Annotated in this window: 13 protein-coding genes and 1 pseudogene; 9 read left to right on the top strand and 5 right to left on the bottom strand. The window is 64.7% G+C overall.

All coding sequences use genetic code 11. The features are described from left to right. Positions 1-5 precede the first annotated feature (5 nt). The 5 genes from gcvH to BXY39_RS14310 all read left to right on the top strand — a co-directional run bounded on the left by gcvH (position 6) and on the right by BXY39_RS14310 (position 6,013). Positions 6-377 (top strand): glycine cleavage system protein GcvH, encoded by a 372-nt coding sequence (gene gcvH, locus BXY39_RS14330; protein WP_121939557.1) that lies wholly within the window; start codon positions 6-8, stop codon positions 375-377. A gap of 93 nt (positions 378-470) precedes the next feature. Further along, positions 471-1,823: an aminomethyl-transferring glycine dehydrogenase subunit GcvPA gene (gene gcvPA, locus BXY39_RS14325; RefSeq protein ID WP_121939556.1), complete on the top strand. Its 1,353-nt coding sequence runs from the start codon at positions 471-473 to the stop codon at positions 1,821-1,823. Continuing rightward, positions 1,820-3,376 carry an aminomethyl-transferring glycine dehydrogenase subunit GcvPB gene (gene gcvPB, locus BXY39_RS14320; RefSeq protein ID WP_121939555.1) on the top strand — a complete coding sequence of 519 codons (1,557 nt, stop codon included), beginning with the start codon at positions 1,820-1,822 and terminating at the stop codon, positions 3,374-3,376. The genes gcvPA and gcvPB overlap by 4 nt, the downstream gene beginning before the upstream one ends. A 104-nt stretch (positions 3,377-3,480) precedes the next feature. Further along, complete coding sequence (locus BXY39_RS14315) at positions 3,481-4,695, top strand: EAL domain-containing response regulator (RefSeq protein WP_121939554.1); 1,215 nt, start codon at positions 3,481-3,483, stop codon at positions 4,693-4,695. An 85-nt stretch (positions 4,696-4,780) separates the two neighbouring features. Continuing rightward, positions 4,781-6,013 carry a PA0069 family radical SAM protein gene (locus tag BXY39_RS14310; RefSeq protein ID WP_121939553.1) on the top strand — a complete coding sequence of 411 codons (1,233 nt, stop codon included), beginning with the start codon at positions 4,781-4,783 and terminating at the stop codon, positions 6,011-6,013. A gap of 9 nt (positions 6,014-6,022) precedes the next feature. Here the strand turns inward: BXY39_RS14310 and putA are convergent, their stop codons facing one another. Next, positions 6,023-9,226 carry a bifunctional proline dehydrogenase/L-glutamate gamma-semialdehyde dehydrogenase PutA gene (putA, locus tag BXY39_RS14305; RefSeq protein ID WP_121939552.1) on the bottom strand — a complete coding sequence of 1,068 codons (3,204 nt, stop codon included), beginning with the start codon at positions 9,224-9,226 and terminating at the stop codon, positions 6,023-6,025. Between the two features lie 280 nt (positions 9,227-9,506). Here putA and BXY39_RS14300 point away from each other — a divergent pair, with 280 nt between their 5' ends. After that, complete coding sequence (locus tag BXY39_RS14300) at positions 9,507-10,091, top strand: glutathione peroxidase (protein WP_121939551.1); 585 nt, start codon at positions 9,507-9,509, stop codon at positions 10,089-10,091. A gap of 172 nt (positions 10,092-10,263) precedes the next feature. Here BXY39_RS14300 and BXY39_RS14295 read toward each other — a convergent pair whose 3' ends face one another. Then, the gene (locus BXY39_RS14295) at positions 10,264-11,493 is read right to left on the bottom strand and encodes an NAD(P)/FAD-dependent oxidoreductase (RefSeq protein WP_121939638.1); all 1,230 of its coding nucleotides are present in this window, start codon (positions 11,491-11,493) and stop codon (positions 10,264-10,266) included. A gap of 41 nt (positions 11,494-11,534) precedes the next feature. After that, positions 11,535-12,440: a phytanoyl-CoA dioxygenase family protein gene (locus BXY39_RS14290; protein WP_211332263.1), complete on the bottom strand. Its 906-nt coding sequence runs from the start codon at positions 12,438-12,440 to the stop codon at positions 11,535-11,537. Between the two features lie 210 nt (positions 12,441-12,650). Here BXY39_RS14290 and BXY39_RS14285 point away from each other — a divergent pair, with 210 nt between their 5' ends. Continuing rightward, the gene (locus BXY39_RS14285; RefSeq protein WP_121939636.1) at positions 12,651-13,970 is read left to right on the top strand and encodes a DNA recombination protein RmuC; all 1,320 of its coding nucleotides are present in this window, start codon (positions 12,651-12,653) and stop codon (positions 13,968-13,970) included. Positions 13,971-14,034: 64 nt separating this feature from the next. Here the strand turns inward: BXY39_RS14285 and BXY39_RS19750 are convergent. Further along, positions 14,035-14,765: pseudogene (locus BXY39_RS19750) on the bottom strand (sulfite exporter TauE/SafE family protein). A 153-nt stretch (positions 14,766-14,918) separates the two neighbouring features. Continuing rightward, the gene (locus BXY39_RS14275) at positions 14,919-15,494 is read right to left on the bottom strand and encodes an NAD(P)H-dependent oxidoreductase (protein WP_121939550.1); all 576 of its coding nucleotides are present in this window, start codon (positions 15,492-15,494) and stop codon (positions 14,919-14,921) included. Between the two features lie 342 nt (positions 15,495-15,836). On the opposite strand from BXY39_RS14275, the gene BXY39_RS19935 reads away from it, so the two are divergent. Continuing rightward, positions 15,837-15,971 carry a hypothetical protein gene (locus BXY39_RS19935; RefSeq protein WP_281270018.1) on the top strand — a complete coding sequence of 45 codons (135 nt, stop codon included), beginning with the start codon at positions 15,837-15,839 and terminating at the stop codon, positions 15,969-15,971. Between the two features lie 311 nt (positions 15,972-16,282). Next, complete coding sequence (locus BXY39_RS14270; protein WP_121939549.1) at positions 16,283-16,936, top strand: ribonuclease HII; 654 nt, start codon at positions 16,283-16,285, stop codon at positions 16,934-16,936. Positions 16,937-16,988 lie beyond the last annotated feature (52 nt).

The following is a 16,988-nucleotide window of genomic DNA, read 5'->3' as shown; positions in this document are numbered from 1 at the left end:
TACCCATGACGAAATACACGGAAGACCATGAATGGATCGACATTGACGGTGATGTCGCCACGGTCGGTATTACCGATTATGCCCAGAACGCGCTGGGCGATGTGGTTTTTGTCGAACTGCCGGAAGTCGGCGCCGCCTTTTCCAAGGGCGATGAGGCCGCCGTGGTCGAATCGGTCAAAGCGGCGAGCGAGGTGTACGCCCCTGTCTCCGGCACCATTGCCGAGGTCAACGGCGCGCTGGAGGGGGAACCGGCGCTGGTGAATTCCGCGCCGAAGGGCGAGGGCTGGTTTTTCAAGCTGACCCTGTCCGACGCCGGTGAACTGGACGGTTTGATGGATGAGGCGGCCTACAAGGCCTTTGTCGACGGTCTGGACTGAGCCGGTCCGGCCTGACAGAGACGTCTCACCGGTCAGACGGATTTTGGCCGGGTGCGCCGATTTCGGTGTGCCGTTCAAGAGAGAGGACTGCCCATGCGCTATTTGCCGCTGAAGGATGCCGACCGCTCAGCCATGCTGACGTCCATCGGTGTCAGTCATATCGATGACCTGTTTCGCGATGTGCCGGACGGCCTGCTCAATCCGGCCATCGACCTGCCGGACCATCAGAGCGAACTGGCGGTGGAACGCCATCTGGGCGCGCTGGCCCGCCGCAATCACGCGGCCGGTGACGGGCCGTTCTTTCTGGGGGCGGGGGCCTACCGCCACCATGTGCCGGCAACGGTCGACCATCTGATCCAGCGCGGCGAGTTTCTGACGGCCTATACCCCGTATCAGCCTGAAATCGCGCAAGGGACATTGCAGTATCTGTTCGAGTTTCAGACACAGGTGGCGGCCCTGACCGGCATGGATGTGGCCAATGCCAGCCTGTATGACGGCTCCACCGCGTGCGGCGAGGCGATTCTGATGGCCCGCCGCGTGACCCGGCGCAAGCGGGCCGTCCTGTCCGGCAATCTGCACGGTCACTACCGCGCGGTCGCGGAAACCATGACCCGGTTCACCGATGACGAACTGGTGCTGCTGGACCCGGACGCGGAAAATCCGGCGGCCATGCTGGCAGCCGCGAAAGACGCCATAGACGACCGGACCAGCTGCGTCGTGGTGCAGACGCCCGATGTTTTCGGTCATCTGCATGACCTGACGGCCCTGTCCGAGGCGGCCCATGAAAAAGGCGCGCTGGTGATCGTGGTGGTGACCGAGGCCGTTTCCTTCGGCGCCTTGACAAGCCCCGGTGCCATGGGGGCCGATATCGTGGTGGGCGAGGGGCAGTCCATCGGCAACGGGCTGAATTACGGCGGGCCGTATCTTGGCCTGTTCGCCACGCGTGACAAATATCTGCGCCAGATGCCGGGACGGCTGTGTGGTGAAACCGTGGATTCGCACGGCAAGCGGGGCTATGTCCTGACATTGTCGACGCGGGAACAGCATATCCGCCGGGAAAAGGCGACATCGAATATCTGCACCAATTCCGGCCTGTGCGCGCTGGCGTTCACGGTGCATATGGCCCTGCTGGGCGGGGCCGGGCTGAAACGCCTGGCGCGGCTCAACCATGCCAAGGCCTGCCGGATGGCCGACACGCTTGCCGGCGTGCCGGGTGTGACGGTGCTGAATACGGCCTTCTTCAATGAGGTGACCGTGCGTCTCGACAGGCCGGCCGCGGAGGTCGCCGACAGGCTGGCGGCACAGGGCATTCTGGCCGGCGTGCCGGCCAGCCGGCTGTTCCCGGCGGCGGGTCTGGACACGCTTTTGATCCTGGCCGCGACCGAGACGGTGCCGGATGAGGATATCGCCGCCCTGGGCGCGGCATTGAAGGAGGCCCTGCAATGAGCATGAACGCCGTCGGACGGCCGACCGCACCGGCCAATGAAAACAATGCCGCCACGGGGGATGAAGAATTTGTCTCCTTTTCCGGACACAGGGGCCTGCGCCTCAAGGAGCCGCTGATTTTCGAGCTTGGCCGGGAGGGCGAAACCGGTGTCGACCTGGAGGGTCCGGGCGCGTTCGACGACCGGCTCGGCGGTCTTGCCCGCGAGGCGGAAGCCGACCTGCCGGGCCTGGCGGAACCGGAAGTGGTGCGCCATTTCACCCGCCTGTCGCGGCTGAATTACGGCATCGACATGGGGCTGTTTCCGCTCGGCTCGTGCACGATGAAGCATAACCCGCGCCTGAACGAGAAGATGGCGCGTCTGCCGGGCTTTGCCGATATCCACCCCATGCAGCCGGTGTCCACCGTGCAGGGGGCTTTGGCGCTGATGGACGACCTGGCGCACTGGCTGAAGACACTGACGGGCATGCCGTCGGTGGCGCTGAGCCCGAAAGCGGGCGCGCACGGCGAATTGTGCGGGATGATGGCGATCCGCGCCGCCCTTGAGGCACGCGGCGATGCCCGGTCCGTGGTGCTGTGCCCGGAAAGCGCCCATGGCACCAACCCGGCGACGGCGGCCTTTTGCGGCTACAAGGTCAAGCCGATCCCGGCCAAGGCCAACGGCCGCGTGGATGTGGGGGCGTTGACCGCCGCGCTTGACGACACGGTCGCCGCCGTGATGCTGACCAACCCGAACACCTGCGGCCTGTTTGAAAGCGATATCCGCGAGATCGCCGACGCCATTCATGCGGCGGGGGCTTTCTTCTACTGCGACGGGGCGAATTTCAACGCCATCGTCGGCAAGGTGCGGCCCGGCGACCTCGGGGTCGACGCCATGCATATCAACCTGCACAAGACCTTTTCCACCCCGCACGGGGGCGGCGGTCCGGGCTCGGGGCCGGTGGTGTTTTCCGACGCGCTGAAGGATTTCGTGCCGCTGCCCTATGTGTCTCAGGGCGCGGACGGGTTTGCGCTGAAGGAATGGCCGCAAGGGGACGATGACGCCAGTTTCGGCCGGCTTGTGGCCTTTCAGGGGCAGATGGGCATGTTCGTGCGGGCGCTGACCTATATGCTGAGCCACGGCGCCGACGGCCTGCGGCAGGCGGCCGAGGATGCCGTGCTGAATGCCAATTACATCATGGCCGAACTGGACGGGCACATGACGCCGTCCTTCGAGGGGCCGTGCATGCATGAGGCGCTGTTCGACGACCGTTTCCTGAAAGGAACCGGCGTGTCGACGCTGGATTTCGCCAAGGCCATGATCGACGAGGGCTATCACCCGATGACCATGTATTTCCCGCTCGTGGTGCACGGGGCCATGCTGGTGGAGCCGACGGAGACGGAATCCAAGGCGGGCCTGGACCAGTTTATCGGCGCGCTGAAAGGACTGGCGGATGCGGCCAAGGCCGGCGAGACGGACCGGTTTAGCGGCGCGCCTTACCACGCGCCCATGGGCCGGCTGGATGAAACCCGCGCCGCCCGGCAGCCGGTTTTGAGGTACCGCCGCCCGGACTGACGCGATTTGCGGCGATGCACGCAGGGCTTTGTATGGCTGCCCTTTAACATGGCAGTGTCATCCTGTAGGGTGGCCCGATTGTTAACCGCTGGGGCAGAAGTGTAGTGAATAAGCGGATTCTCGTCGTCGATACGTCGGTCTCTGTACGGGATATTCTGGGGCAGCAGCTCCGCCAGGCCGGATACCATGTGGCGGTGGCCGAAAGCGGCCAGCAGGCAGCGGACATTCTGGGCACGGAAAGTTTCGACATCATCGTCAGCGCGGCGCAGGTCTCGCCCGGCAATCTGTACGATCTGATGCGGGTGGTCGCCGATCTGGCCTATGAGCCGGCGCTGGTGCTGGTCTCGGGCGCGGACGAGCATGCGCTGGACACCGCGCGGGCGCTGGCGCTTGCCTACAGCATCAATCTGCTCGGCGTGCTGCGCCGCCCGGTCGAGGGGCACGCGCTTCTGGCGCTGTTGGACGGTGTCGCCAATGTGCAGGGGGCGCGGGGCGAAGGGGGCAATGCCGTCCTGGCCGAGGCCGAATTTGTGCGCGGTCTCATGGCCGACGGGCTGGCGCCGATTTTCCAGCCGAAGGTGCGCCTGCGTGACGGGACGCTTGCCGGGGTCGAGGTGTTCGCCCGGTGGAAATCGCCCCAGGGCGGCATGCTGGGGGCCGGCGCGATCCTGCGGCTGGCGCGTGAGCGCGGCTATATGGATATCCTGACCTACCGCATGCTGGAACTGGCGGCCGAGGTGCAGGCCCGCTGGGTCGCGGAGGGGCGGCAGATCGAAATGGCCGTCAATGTCACCATCGACAATCTGCGCAAGGACGATTTCGCCGAGACCGTGGTCGGTGTCATCGAACAATGGTCGCTGCCGCCGCACCTCATGCGGCTGGAGTTGAGCGAAGCCGATCTCGACATCGATGCCGACGGCCCGATCGAGGTGCTGAAATATCTGTCCGGCCGGGGGGTGCGGCTGGGGCTGGATGATTTTGCCGCAGGGTATGCGCCGCTGATCGCGCTCAAGGATATTCCGTTCGACGAGATGATCGTCGACCGCCGGTTCGCCCGCCGGGCGGCGGCCGACAAACGCGCCCGCATCGTTCTGGAAGAGGCGATTTCGCTCGCGCACCGGCTGGATATGAGCTGTACCTGCGAGGGGATCGAGAGCACCGACCAGCTTGCCATCGTCGCCGCCATCGGGGCCGATACGGTCCAGGGCTACCATGTGGCCAAGCCCATGGACGGCGATCACCTGACCCGCTGGGCCGACGACTGGGAGGCGGGCAGGGTGGACATCGGCGGCATGCCGCCCCGCGACTGGCTCCGCTGACGCCGGGCGGGCGGCTCCCCCTCACGGGCGGGGGCAGCTTCATATTTTATTTGTTCCTGTTTTGTTCTTTTGCTATGATCGGCCCATGGAACAGAACAGTGCATACGCAGCCGGACCGCGCGCGCCCACCAAGGGGCGGGGGACGCTCAGCAACCGCAGCGGCCGTTTTGAACGGTTCAGCCGCGAGCCCGCCATACCACACGGGGTGCGCGACTGGACGCGTGACCGGGTGCGTGACTGGGCGCCCGGCGATGGGATGCCGGATGGCGGGATATCCGGGGATGGAGGCGTTCCTCCCCTGCGCACCACGGTCACCCATGAACGGCCGAAGCGGATTCTGACCCGCAATCAAAGCCCGGATATCCCCTTCGACCGCTCCATCAACCCGTACCGGGGCTGCGAGCATGGCTGCGTTTACTGCTATGCCCGGCCGGCGCATGCCTATATGGGCCTGTCGGCGGGGCTGGATTTCGAAAGCCGCCTTTTCGCCAAGCCGGACGCGGCGGTCCTGCTGCGGTGGGAACTGTCGCGGCCGGGATATGACTGCGCGCCCATTGCCTTCGGCACCAACACCGACCCGTATCAGCCGATTGAAAAACGCTATGCCATCACCCGCGACCTTTTGCGGCTGCTGCTTGAGACCGGGCACCCGGCAACCATCGTCACCAAGTCGCATCTGATCGTGCGCGATCTCGATATCCTCGCCGCCATGGCGGCGCGCGGGCTGGTCAAGGTGGCGCTGTCCGTCACCACGCTCGACCGGGGCCTGGCCCGTATCATGGAACCGCGCGCCAGCACACCGCAGCGCCGTCTGGACGCCATACGCCTTTTGAGCGAGGCGGGCGTCCCGACCGGGGTCATGGTGGCGCCGGTGATCCCGGCCATCAATGATGAACAGATTGAAACCATCCTGGCCGCCGCCGCCCATGCCGGCGCTGGGGAGACCGGCTATATCCTGTTGCGGCTGCCGGGCGAGGTGGCGGGCCTGTTCCGGGAATGGCTGGAGACGCATTTCCCCGACCGCGCGTCCCGCGTTCTGTCGCGTCTGGCGGCCCTGCGCGGCGGCCGGCTGAACGACCCCCGGTTCGTCCACCGCATGCGTGGCAAGGGGTTCGAGGCCGATCTGATGAAGCAGCGCTTTGAGAAAACGGTCCGGCGTCTCGGGCTGAACCGCCTGTCCAGCAAACTCAGAACCGACCTGTTCGTGCCGCCCGCCGTGCCGCCCGGGGGCGGGGGCGGCTCTGCTAGGTCTGGAAGGTCGGGCGGGTCCGGAAAATCTGCCACCGGGCGGGACAGGCGGCAGCTTTCGCTGTTTTGACGGCGGCGCTTACGCGTCGCTCAGACTGAACAGGTCGGCGTTGCCGCCGATGGCCGCCGTGTTGACGGTCAGTGTGCGTTCCACCGCGAACCGCAGCAGATAATGCGGGCCGCCCGCCTTCGGTCCGGTGCCGGACAGGCCCTCGCCGCCGAAGGGCTGCACGCCGACGACGGCGCCGATCATGTTCCGGTTGATATAGGTGTTGCCGACCCGCGCGCGCGCGAACAGGCGCCGCCAGCGGGATTCCAGGCGCGTATGCACCCCGAAGGTCAGGCCGAAACCGGTGTCGCCGATCTGGGCCAGCACATCGTCAATGTCGTCCGCCTTGTAGCGGATGATGTGCAGGACCGGTCCGAACACCTCGCCCTCCAGCTGGTCCAGCCGATCCAGCGTGAAGATATGCGGCGCCAGATAGGTGCCGTGCGCGGTTTCGTCCGGCAGGGTCCCCTGGGCGACAAGACGGCCTTCACTGGCCAGCCAGGCGCAGTGATCGGCCAGCCGCTGCCGGGCCGCATCGTCGATGATCGGGCCGATATCGGTCGCCGGGTCCGCGGGGTCGCCGGCCCGGCGTTCGGCCAGCGCGCCCTTCAGCATGTCGATCAGGGCATCGGCCACATCGTCCTGGACGAACAGGACCCGCAGGGCCGAACAGCGCTGTCCCGCCGACCCGAACGCCGACATCATCACATCGTCGCTGACCTGCTCCAGCAGGGCGGTGGAATCAACAATCATCGCATTCTGTCCGCCGGTCTCGGCGATCAGCGGGACAATGGCACCCTTACGCGCGGCCAGGGCGCGGTTGATGGTCTGCGCGGTGACGGTCGACCCGGTGAAGGCGACGCCGGCAACGCGCGGATCGCCGACCAGGGCACCGCCGACACCGGCGCCGTCGCCGGCCAGCAGGTGCAGCACATCCCCGGGCACGCCGGCCGCGTGCATCAGTGTGACCGCCATGTGCGCGACCAGCGGCGTCTGCTCCGCCGGTTTGGCGAGGACGGCGTTGCCGGCGGCCAGTGCCGCCGCCACCTGCCCGGTGAAGATGGCCAGCGGGAAGTTCCACGGCGAAATGCACAGGAAAACCCCGCGCCCGCCGAGGCTCAGCTCATTCCGTTCGCCCGTCGGGCCCGGCAATGTCCGGTTGCCTTCAAACTGGTCTTCGGCGAGACCGGCATAGTAGCGACAGAAATCGACGGCCTCGCGTACCTCGGCGATGCCGTCCTCCAGGGTCTTGCCGGCCTCGCGGGCGAGGATGGACAGGAACCGGTCCCGGTTGTCTTCCAGACGGTCGGCAATGGCCCGCAGAACGGCCGCGCGGGCGGCCCCGCCCCGTGCATCCCAATCGGGTTGGGCTGCTGCTGCGGCGGTCACGGCGGCCTCCAGATCCTCCGGCCGGGCCGGGCGGATGGTGCCGGCGGTCTGCCGGGTGTCGACCGGGCTGACGACGGGCTGCGGCGCGGCGCCCACGGCCTGACCAGCGACCAGGCAGGCGGCTTCGATCCGCTCGTCCGACTGGCGGTCCAGCACGCTCAAGACCGATGCGCGCTGCACCGGGTCCATCAGATTGCAGCCGGCGGAATTGCGGCGCCTGTCCCCGTACAGCGCGGCGGGCACCGGAATGGCCGGGTGGCGGCGCGGCGATGCGGCGGCCAGCGCGGTCACCGGGTCGCCGGACACCGCCTCGACCGGGACATCGGCATCCATGAAGCGGTTGACGAAACTGGAATTGGCGCCGTTTTCCAGCAGCCGCCGCACCAGATAGGGCAGAAGGTCCTCATGCAGGCCGACGGGGGCATAGATACGGGTCTTGATCGTCTCGCCCAGCGCGGCGCTGCTGGCCTTGTACAACAGCGCGCCCATGCCGTGCAGGCGCTGGAATTCATACCGCCGGTCCGTGCCCATATGGGCGATGGCGGCAATGGTGTGGGCGTTGTGGGTGGCGAACTGGGGATACAGGACGTCCGTCGCCTCCAGCATGCGGGCCGCCGTGTAGAGATAATTCACATCCGTGCCCGCCTTGCGGGTGAAGACCGGATAATCGGGCAGGCCCATTTCCTGGGCATGCTTGATTTCGGTGTCCCAGTAGGCGCCCTTGACCAGGCGCACGGGGATGCGGCGCCCGGTCTCGCGGGCCAGCGCGACCACCCAGTCGATCACATGGGCGCTGCGCTTCTGATAGGCCTGCACCGCCAGTCCCAGGCCGTCCCAGCCGGCAAGCTCCGGGTCGCGGGCGAGCGCCTCGATCAGGGTGAGGGACAGGTCGAGACGGTCGGCCTCCTCCGCGTCTATGGTCAGCTGGATGCCGTGCTGTTTCGCCTTCAACGCAAGGTCTTTCAGCACGGGTAGCAGATCGCGCAGGATCCGCTCGGCCTTGGTGTCTTCATAACGCGGGTGCAGGGCCGACAGCTTGATCGATACGCTGGACCGGTCGTGCGGCGTGGCGCCGGATGCGCCGTCCGCCCGGCCGACGGTCTCGATCGCGGCGCCGTAGAGAGCGGCGTAACGCTCCGCCATGGCCATGGTGCGGGCCCCTTCGCCCAGCATGTCGAAGCTCATCAGCCGCTGGCCGTCCGGCTGTTTGGCGCAGCGCTCCAGCGCCTCGTCAATGGTGCGCCCGAAGACGAACTGGCGGCCCATGATCCGCATCGCCTGCTTGACCGCCGTGCGGATCACCGGTTCGCCCAGGCGTGAAACCAGGGATTTCACCCAGGCGCCCGGCTTCTTGACGATGCCGCTTTCCAGCTGCACCACCTCGCCGGTCAGCATCAGGGCCCATGTGGAGGCATTGACGAAAAGACTGTCCGACTGGCCCTTGTGCGCCGCCCAGTCGCCGGAGCGGATCTTTTCGGCGATCAGGGCGTCCTGGGTGCCGCTGTCGGGCACGCGCAGCAGGGCCTCGGCCAGGCACATCAGCGCCACGCCTTCCTGATTGGACAGGCCGAATTCCGCCAGAAAGGCGTCCAGCGTGCCCTGTTCCTCCTTCATGGCGCGGGACCGCCTGACGATATCGCCGGCCCGGTCCTGAACCGCGCGCCGGATTTTTTCCGTCAGGGGGAAGGCTTCCAGCAGATCGGCGACAACCTGTTCCTCGTCGCCGTAAATGGCGGCGCGCACCGCCGCCCGCGCGGCGGCCAGAGTGCCGTCCGGGGTGCCGTTCGGAGTGCCGTTTGCGTCCGCCGCGTTCGTTGCTGCTGCTGTTGGCTGCACATTGGTCATGATCTGTCAGACTCCACTCATCGCCGCCGCTTGTGACTCCACGCCCGGTTGCGGGTGCGGCGGTGCTCCCTTATCGCCTCCCATACCGCCAAATGCATCGCGGGGGAAGTGGTTGCGTGCATGCGCCGCGCGGGCGTGCCGACCCGCCCGTACCGCACCCCGCCGGCAGGGCGCTGTCTCGCACAGTTGTGAGGTCGGCGAGCTTGCGGGCCCCGTGTCATCCGATTAGGCTGGCCCCGTCGTATCACGCGCATATGGCGTGTTAAGGGAGCGATCACGAATGTTCAAAAAAGTTGCTGTGTTTGCACTGTATCTGATGGGTGCCGTGGGTCTGGCGGGAAGCCTGGCGGTGTCCGCGGGGGACGAAAAAAACGTCCATGATTTCATGCTGACGTCGATCGAGCGGACGGATATGCCCATGCAGAGCTATGCCGGCAAGGCCGTTCTGATGGTCAACACCGCGTCCTACTGCGGGTTCACGCCGCAATATGAGGGGCTGCAGGCCCTTTGGGAGGACTATCAGGAGCGCGGGCTGGTGGTGATCGGTGTGCCGTCCAACGATTTCGGCGACCAGGAGCCGGGCTCGGAAGACAATATCAAGGATTTCTGCACCATCAATTTCGATATTGACTTCCCCATGACCAAGAAAATGAAGGTCAAGGGCGGCGATGGCACGGCCCCTATCTATGACTTCATCGCCGGGAAGCTGGGTGACGAGTCGCGCCCGAAATGGAATTTCCACAAATATCTGATTTCCCCGGACGGCGAGCCGGTTGCCTATTTCCCAAGCCCGGTGACGCCGCAATCGGAAGAACTGCGCGCGGCCATCGAGGCTGTGCTGCCCGCCCCCGACAGCGGACGCTGACGGCCCTGGGTTTCTTGGGGTTTCCAATGGGGTGACGGACGGTTTTGCCGGACATGAGTGCCCGGCAATATTGCCCTTCCATGACCAATCATGAAGCTCCCGGCGCTTTGCGCCGGGAGTTTTTTATACCGTGTCCCTGCGTGCCGCCCGTTATCCTCAGGCCGGAAGGCCTTCAGGCGAGGAGCTCAGTGGCGATCTCCTTGAAAGGACGGTTTTCGTCGGACAGGGTTTCCGCCGGGATGCGTATGCCGGCGGCGATCAGTTTTTTCGCCGCCAGAAATTCCGGCATTCTTGCGATACAGTCGGCAGCGATCAGCCGTCCGTCCCGCAGATAGAAAAAGGCGACAGACCGTCCGTCCGGGTCGCCGCGCGTGACGATGGTGTCATAGCCCTGGCTGAGCCCGGCGATCTGAAGTTTCAGGTCATACTGATCCGACCAGAACCAGGGCAGCGCCTCATAGACGGCAGGGTCGCCGGCAATGGCCGCGACCGCCGTTTTCGCCTGGTCGACAGCATTCTGCACGGATTCAAGCCGCATATGTCGCCCATAGAGCGGATGGTGAAACCACGCCACATCGCCGACGGCATAGATGTGCGGGTCGCTGGTCCGGCACCGGGCATCCACCGCGATGCCCCCGTGTGCCAGCGACAGGCCGGCGGTTTCCGCCAGATCCGTATTGGGGATAAGGCCAATGCCGGCCACCACCAGATCGGTGTCAAGCCGGCTGCCATCGGACAGCACCAGGGTTTCGGCGCGGGCGGTGCCTTCCAGGCCCGTGACCATGGTGCCGGTGCGGATGGTAACACCGGCATCTTCATGCAGGTGCGTGTAGAAGGCCGATACCTCCGGCGCGACCACACGGGCAAGCACGCGGTTCTCCGCCTCGATGATGGTGACGGTCTTACCGGCCTTGGACGCGACGGCGGCAACCTCCAGCCCGATATAGCCGCCGCCGATAATGGCGATGTTCTGCGCGCCCGTAAAAGCGTCGCGCATGCTGTCGATGTCCTGTTTCGTCCGGACATAGTGAATGCCCGGCAGGTCGCTGCCCGGGCAGGTCATCCGCCGCGCCCGGCCGCCGGTGGCCAGGATCAGCGCGCCATAGGACACCGCCGTGCCGTCCGCCAGTGTCACCTGCCGGGCCGCGGTATCGAGAGCCGTGGCCTTTTGACCCAGATGAAGGCGGACACCGGCATCGTCATAGGATTTTTGCCGCTGTATGGGCAGCCGCTCCGCCGGCAGGTCGCCGGCGAGATAGGCCTTCGACAGGTGCGGGCGCTGATAGGGCAGCATGTCTTCGTCGCTGATGAGGACGCTGCCGTCCGCCAGGCCCTTTTGCCGCAGACTGGTGACAAGCTGTGCAGCGGCATGGCCGCCGCCAACGATGACGATTGGCTCCATGAATGATGATCCCATTTGACGTGTTGCCCCGCCCCGGTCTGTCAGAACCCTTTCAGTGGCAGGTTTGCCGGCCGCCGCAACCAGTTATCTGCCGGATAACTGGCGGTGCCGTCAATCATGTGCAGTGTGTAGGCATGTCGTGACTTGTCCGAGCGATTGGGGCCGGACAGATGCGGAAAAAGACCGTTAAAGGCGATGAGCGTGCCTTTCGGCGCTTCCAGCGGGACTTTGGTCGCTTCATCGAAGGGGGTGTCGTCCAGAGTGTCCGTGACGGTGCCGCGATCATCGCCGGTACGGCGGAACCGCAGTTTCGGGGCGGTGCCCAGCCTGTGGGCGCCCGGTATGCCCCACAGGCAGCCGTTTTCCAGGGTTGCGTCTTCGAGAGCGATCCAGAAGGCCAGGCAGGTCTGGGGTTCCGTCCACAGATAGGTGGCGTCCTGATGGCAGACCACCTCGCCGCCGATGCGCGGCTGTTTGTAGATATACATGGATTGCAGCAGCAGCGGCCGGATCATGCCCAGACCGTCCGCCAGGGCGCGGAAACGCGGCTGCCTGGAAAACCGGTCGAATACCGGATCCAGATCATGCATGGCATGGCCGAGTTTGTTCAGCGCCTGATCCGGGGCGCAGGTCAGATTGCCGTTGCCGTCGACGGCGCCTTCTTCAAAAAAGAAGCGGGTGGTATGGCCGGATGAGAGAAAATATTCTTCCTGGGCATGGGCCTTGGAGGTGGTGGAAAATACCGTGCGGTGTTCCTGCCAGTCAAAGGTGTCGAGCATGTCGTGCATGCGGGCTTTCAGGGCGTCGCAATCGTCAGGCGCCACCATATTGTCGAGCACAAGGACGCCGTCGCGCTCGAAAGCCTGCCGCATTCGTTCGCTGACGCCCGTGAAATCGCCTGCCTCAAAACGGGGCAGGGTGTGATCATCCACCACTGTCTGCTGCATACCGTGTTCCCCTCGCAGGGCGGATCATATCGGCCCGCGCAGCGTGTCTCAAGCACTGAGACGGCCTTGCCGAAGGTGCGGCGCGTGTCGTAAGCCTGCATGAGATACGGGTATCAGACTGTTTGTTCCGGCGTGTCACTGGTCGTTCCGGTGTATCATTGGCCCGGACGGTTTTGTGGACCCGAAATGTTTTCCGAGGACATGGCGCCCATGATTGACCAGATTTCCCTGCCCGATCTTATCACGCTCGGCCTGATCGGCCTGATGGTGGTGATCGGCCTTTTGCTGTTGCGGCGCACAGGTGCCCTTGTACCGGGTCAGGAGCAGAGCCGACAGCAAGAGGCCCTGCGTGAGGGGCTTGTCCGGCTGGAAACCCGCATGGGCGATCTGGTGGGGGCGTCGGACACGCGCGAGCAGGCGCTGCGCCTGGAATTTGCCCGGAACCGGGAGGAGATCAGCAAGGCGCTCACCGCCCTGTCCGACACTGTGCGCCGCCTTGGCGCCGACCAGACGGCTCAGCAGCAGCAGTTCCGTGACAAGCTGGATGAGAAAATGCGGGAGCTGAGAGCCGAAAACGCCGCCAAGCTTGACGATATGCGCAAGACGGTGGACGAAAAGCTGCAGACAACCCTGGAACGCCGCCTGACGGAAAGTTTCAAAACGGTCGCAGAGCGTCTGGAATCCGTTCAAAAAGGACTGGGCGAAATGCAGACGCTGGCCACCGGCGTGGGCGATCTGAAGCGTGTTCTGACCAATGTGAAATCGCGCGGCACGTTTGGCGAGGTGCAGCTGGAACTGCTGATTCAGGATATTCTGACATCGGACCAGTATATCGCCAATTATGACTGCGGCCGCACCACGGGCGAACGGGTTGAATTCGGCATTCGCCTGCCGGGCACGGAAGAGCCGGTTTTCCTGCCCGTGGACGCAAAATTCCCGACCGAGGATTATGAACGTCTGCTGGGGGCGGTCGAACTGGGCGACGCGGCCGGCATCGACGCGGCGGCCAAGGCGCTTGAGATCCGTATCCGCAAATTCGCCAAGGACATTGCCGACAAATACATCAATCCACCGGCGACAGCGGATACGGCCATTCTGTTCGTCCCGACAGAAGGGCTGTATGCCGAAATTCTGCGGCGGCCCGGTCTGTTCGAGGCTTTGCAACGGGATTTCCGGGTCACGGTGGCGGGGCCGACCAATTTTCAGGCCCTTTTGTCGACGATCCGTCTCGGGTTCCGTCAGGCGGCCCTGGCGGAGCGCGCGGGCGAGGTGTGGACCGTTCTCGGCGCCGTGAAGAAGGAATTTGAGAAATACGGCAGGCAGATTGAACAGATGGGCAAGTCATTGTCCGCCGTGCAGAACCATGTGGACAAGCTGGAGACCCGCAAGCGTGCCATGCTGAGGGCCCTGAAAGGGGTGGAGAGCGTCAGCGAAGGCGACGCCGACCGCCTGCTTGAAAACCGTGCCAATGAGGACGACAGGGACGATGACACGGACGGCCATAATGGCGATCACAAGGACGATGGTTGAAGCTGCGGTGCCAGCGATGCGGGACGGCGTGTTCCCCCCGCCGCTGTTCCGTCTGCCCCGCGTCTTAAATCACGGACCGCACAAACAGATAAAAACCCAGGACCAGCAGGCCGCTGAGAAACCACAGGCGGAATGCGGCGGGGTTCAGCCTTTTGCGGAAGGTCTGGCCAAGCCATAACCCCGTCAGCACCGCCGCGAGCGCGATGCCGGCCGCCTGACCCAGGGACCAGGACAAGGCATTGACGGCGGCCAGATTGGCGCTGAGTGCCAGTGTGGACACCGTGAAGGACAGTCCCATGGCTTGGACAAGCGCATCCTTTTCAAGCCCGATGCTTTGGAAATACGGCACCACCGGCATGGAGGACACGCCCGTTGCCGCAGTGACCAGACCGGTCAGTCCGCCGGTGACCGGGCCGAGCCATTTTTGCGTGCGCTTGCCAGCCGTATATTGCACGGACACCAGACCGCTGAGGGCGTAGAGAGCCAGAACCGCACCGAGAATTGCAGTGCCGGTCCGGGCGTTTTCCGCCTCAGCCAGCCGGCGCCCGCCAGCGTACCGGCCACGGCACACAGCATCAGCGGCCACAGACGCCGCACCAGGCGGCGCAAATGGGGGCCGTCGACCATCTGCCAGACATTGGTGACGAAAGCCGGCGCCACTGTCAGCGCCGCAGCCTCGACCGGGGGCATGACCATCACCAGCAGCCCCATCGTGATCGGGGGCAGCCCAAGACCGATGGCACCCTTGACCGCGCCGGCGATGACGAAAACAACGGCGATGAACAGGATTGTCATTTCCATGCCTTGTGCCTCCGTATCGGCGGTTTGACGGGCCTGACGGCTTCGGTCCGCAGGCGCTCCGCTACCCTATAACGACAGACCTATTATGGCCGTCATATCCGGCGCGAATACATCAATTTGGTTTTATCCCTTTTTTGATGCGGACGCTCAGGACGCTTTGGTCCCGTGGCGGTGCATTTTGGCGAGCCACCGGCTGCGGGAGGCGGCGCTGCCCTCGACCATGCCGACCAGGCTTTCGCGTACCGGTCCGATACCGCAGAATTTCAGGATATTGCGTTCGAGGCTTTTCAGGCTGTGTGCCCGGTAGAACAGCCGGTAGGCAAGGGCGGGCATGCCCATGGTGACGACAATGCGTGCCGAGCGTCCTTTCAGCAGGCCTTTCGGATACCCGCTATCACCGGAGGACAGGGCAAAGCCGGGACGCATGACCTGTTCGAAAAAGGCCTTCAAGGCCGCCGGCATGGTTCCCAGCCAAAGGGGATAGACAATGACCAGATGATCCGCCCATTCGATGGCCGTCTGGGCACCGGTTATGTCCGGACCGGGGTCCGTCCGCCATTGTGCGGCATTCATCAAAGGCGGCAGGCCAAGCGCGGCGACATCCAGTATGCGCACATCATGCCCTGTCTCCTTTGCGCCGTTTTCATACGCCAGCGACAGGGCCCGGCAGAAGCGTTCCGGTGAGGGATCGGGGTGTCCAATAATAATCGTGACCCGGCTCATCGTTCCCCCCGCGCGTAGGCCGCTCTATCGTTGTGAAATATATACCCAAGCATACACCCGCCATGGCGGGGAATATAGCTTAAAGCCGTGCCCATGGATCGACAGACCGGGGCAGGTCGGCGGCTCTTTTCCCCTGTTGGCGCGCGTAAATGCGATCAACGGTTCCGTTTCCGCGATGAAGCCGTCTTGCGGATTTTGCCGTTTTCCCACATCTTCAAGGTGTCGCAGGGACAAAGCTGAAAACAGCGCGTCAGACCGGACGAAGGATCTGACAGACCGGCGGCAGACAGCAAGCGACCTGGCCGGCATGGTGCCGGGCATATGACAGCGAGGAGAAAGACAATGATTGTGACCCTGGTCAAAAGTGTGACGTCCGATATCGGCGCCGGTTCGGCGGCCGTGTTTCAGCCGGCCAAGACCCGGAGCTGGCGGCGTCACCGCCGTCAGGCCCGTCTGGTTCGCCTGGCCGCCGCCTGAACGCCGGTGTGACGGCACAAAAACACACCTCTTAGCCATACATGCGAACCCCGTGTCTGCCGAACCCCGGCAGGCCGGGTCCCGTCCGGCGCTCCGGTAGATTTTCGCACCGGTTGCTGTCTCGGGGTTCGCAGACGGGCCGGGTGTGCCGCCTGGTTTATCACCATCCCCCGCATGGCCATGGCGGCATCCCGGCCCGGCGCTTTTGCCCTTAATGCCGGCTGCCTGATCCGGGCAGTCTTCCAGTTGCCCCCTTCTGCATGTCCAAGCCCCTTTCTGCCCGTATGGGAAGGGGGTATAAGCGCGTTTGTATGAAGGATCTTTTCGACAAAAAGGGACCGTCGGGGCACACCGGGCCGGACTGGCGGGCAGAGGAGGCCCTGACCGTCACAGGAACCGGTCCCGTCTGCGGCGTGGATGAGGTGGGGCGCGGCCCGATTGCAGGTCCCGTGGTTGCGGCGGCGGTCATTCTTGACCCCGGCGCCATTCCGGACGGGTTGGATGACAGCAAAAAGCTGACCGCGAAGCGGCGGGAACGGCTGTATGATGCCCTGTATGCCCAGGCTGTCGCCGTATCGGTGGCCGAAGCCAGCGTTGCCGAAATCGACCGCCTGAATATCCTGGCCGCCAGTCTGCTTGCCATGCGCCGGGCCGTCGCGGGTCTGCCGGTTGCCCCGGCGGCGGCCCTGGTGGACGGCAATCAGGACCCCGGGCTGGATATGCCGACGCGGCTTCTCGTTAAGGGCGACAGCCGGTCCCTGTCCATTGCCGCCGCGAGTATCGTCGCGAAAGTTTTTCGTGACCGTCTGATGGCTCGGCTGTCGCGGGACCATCCCCAGTATGGCTGGGAGAGAAACGCAGGATATGGGGTGCCCAAACATATGGCGGCACTAAGGCTGGTGGGCGCAAGCCCGCATCATCGCCGCTCCTTTGCGCCGGTCAGGGCGGTTTTGCATGAAGATTAGCTTTCACGATTCGCCATAAACATATGACTCTCATATAGAATCTGTTGACTGC

The sequence above is a fragment of the Eilatimonas milleporae genome (genome assembly GCF_003688555.1).
In the GTDB taxonomy this organism is placed as follows: domain Bacteria; phylum Pseudomonadota; class Alphaproteobacteria; order Sphingomonadales; family Kordiimonadaceae; genus Eilatimonas; species Eilatimonas milleporae.
Note: the sequence above shows the minus strand (reverse complement) of the source record. Positions and strands in the feature narration are given on the sequence as shown.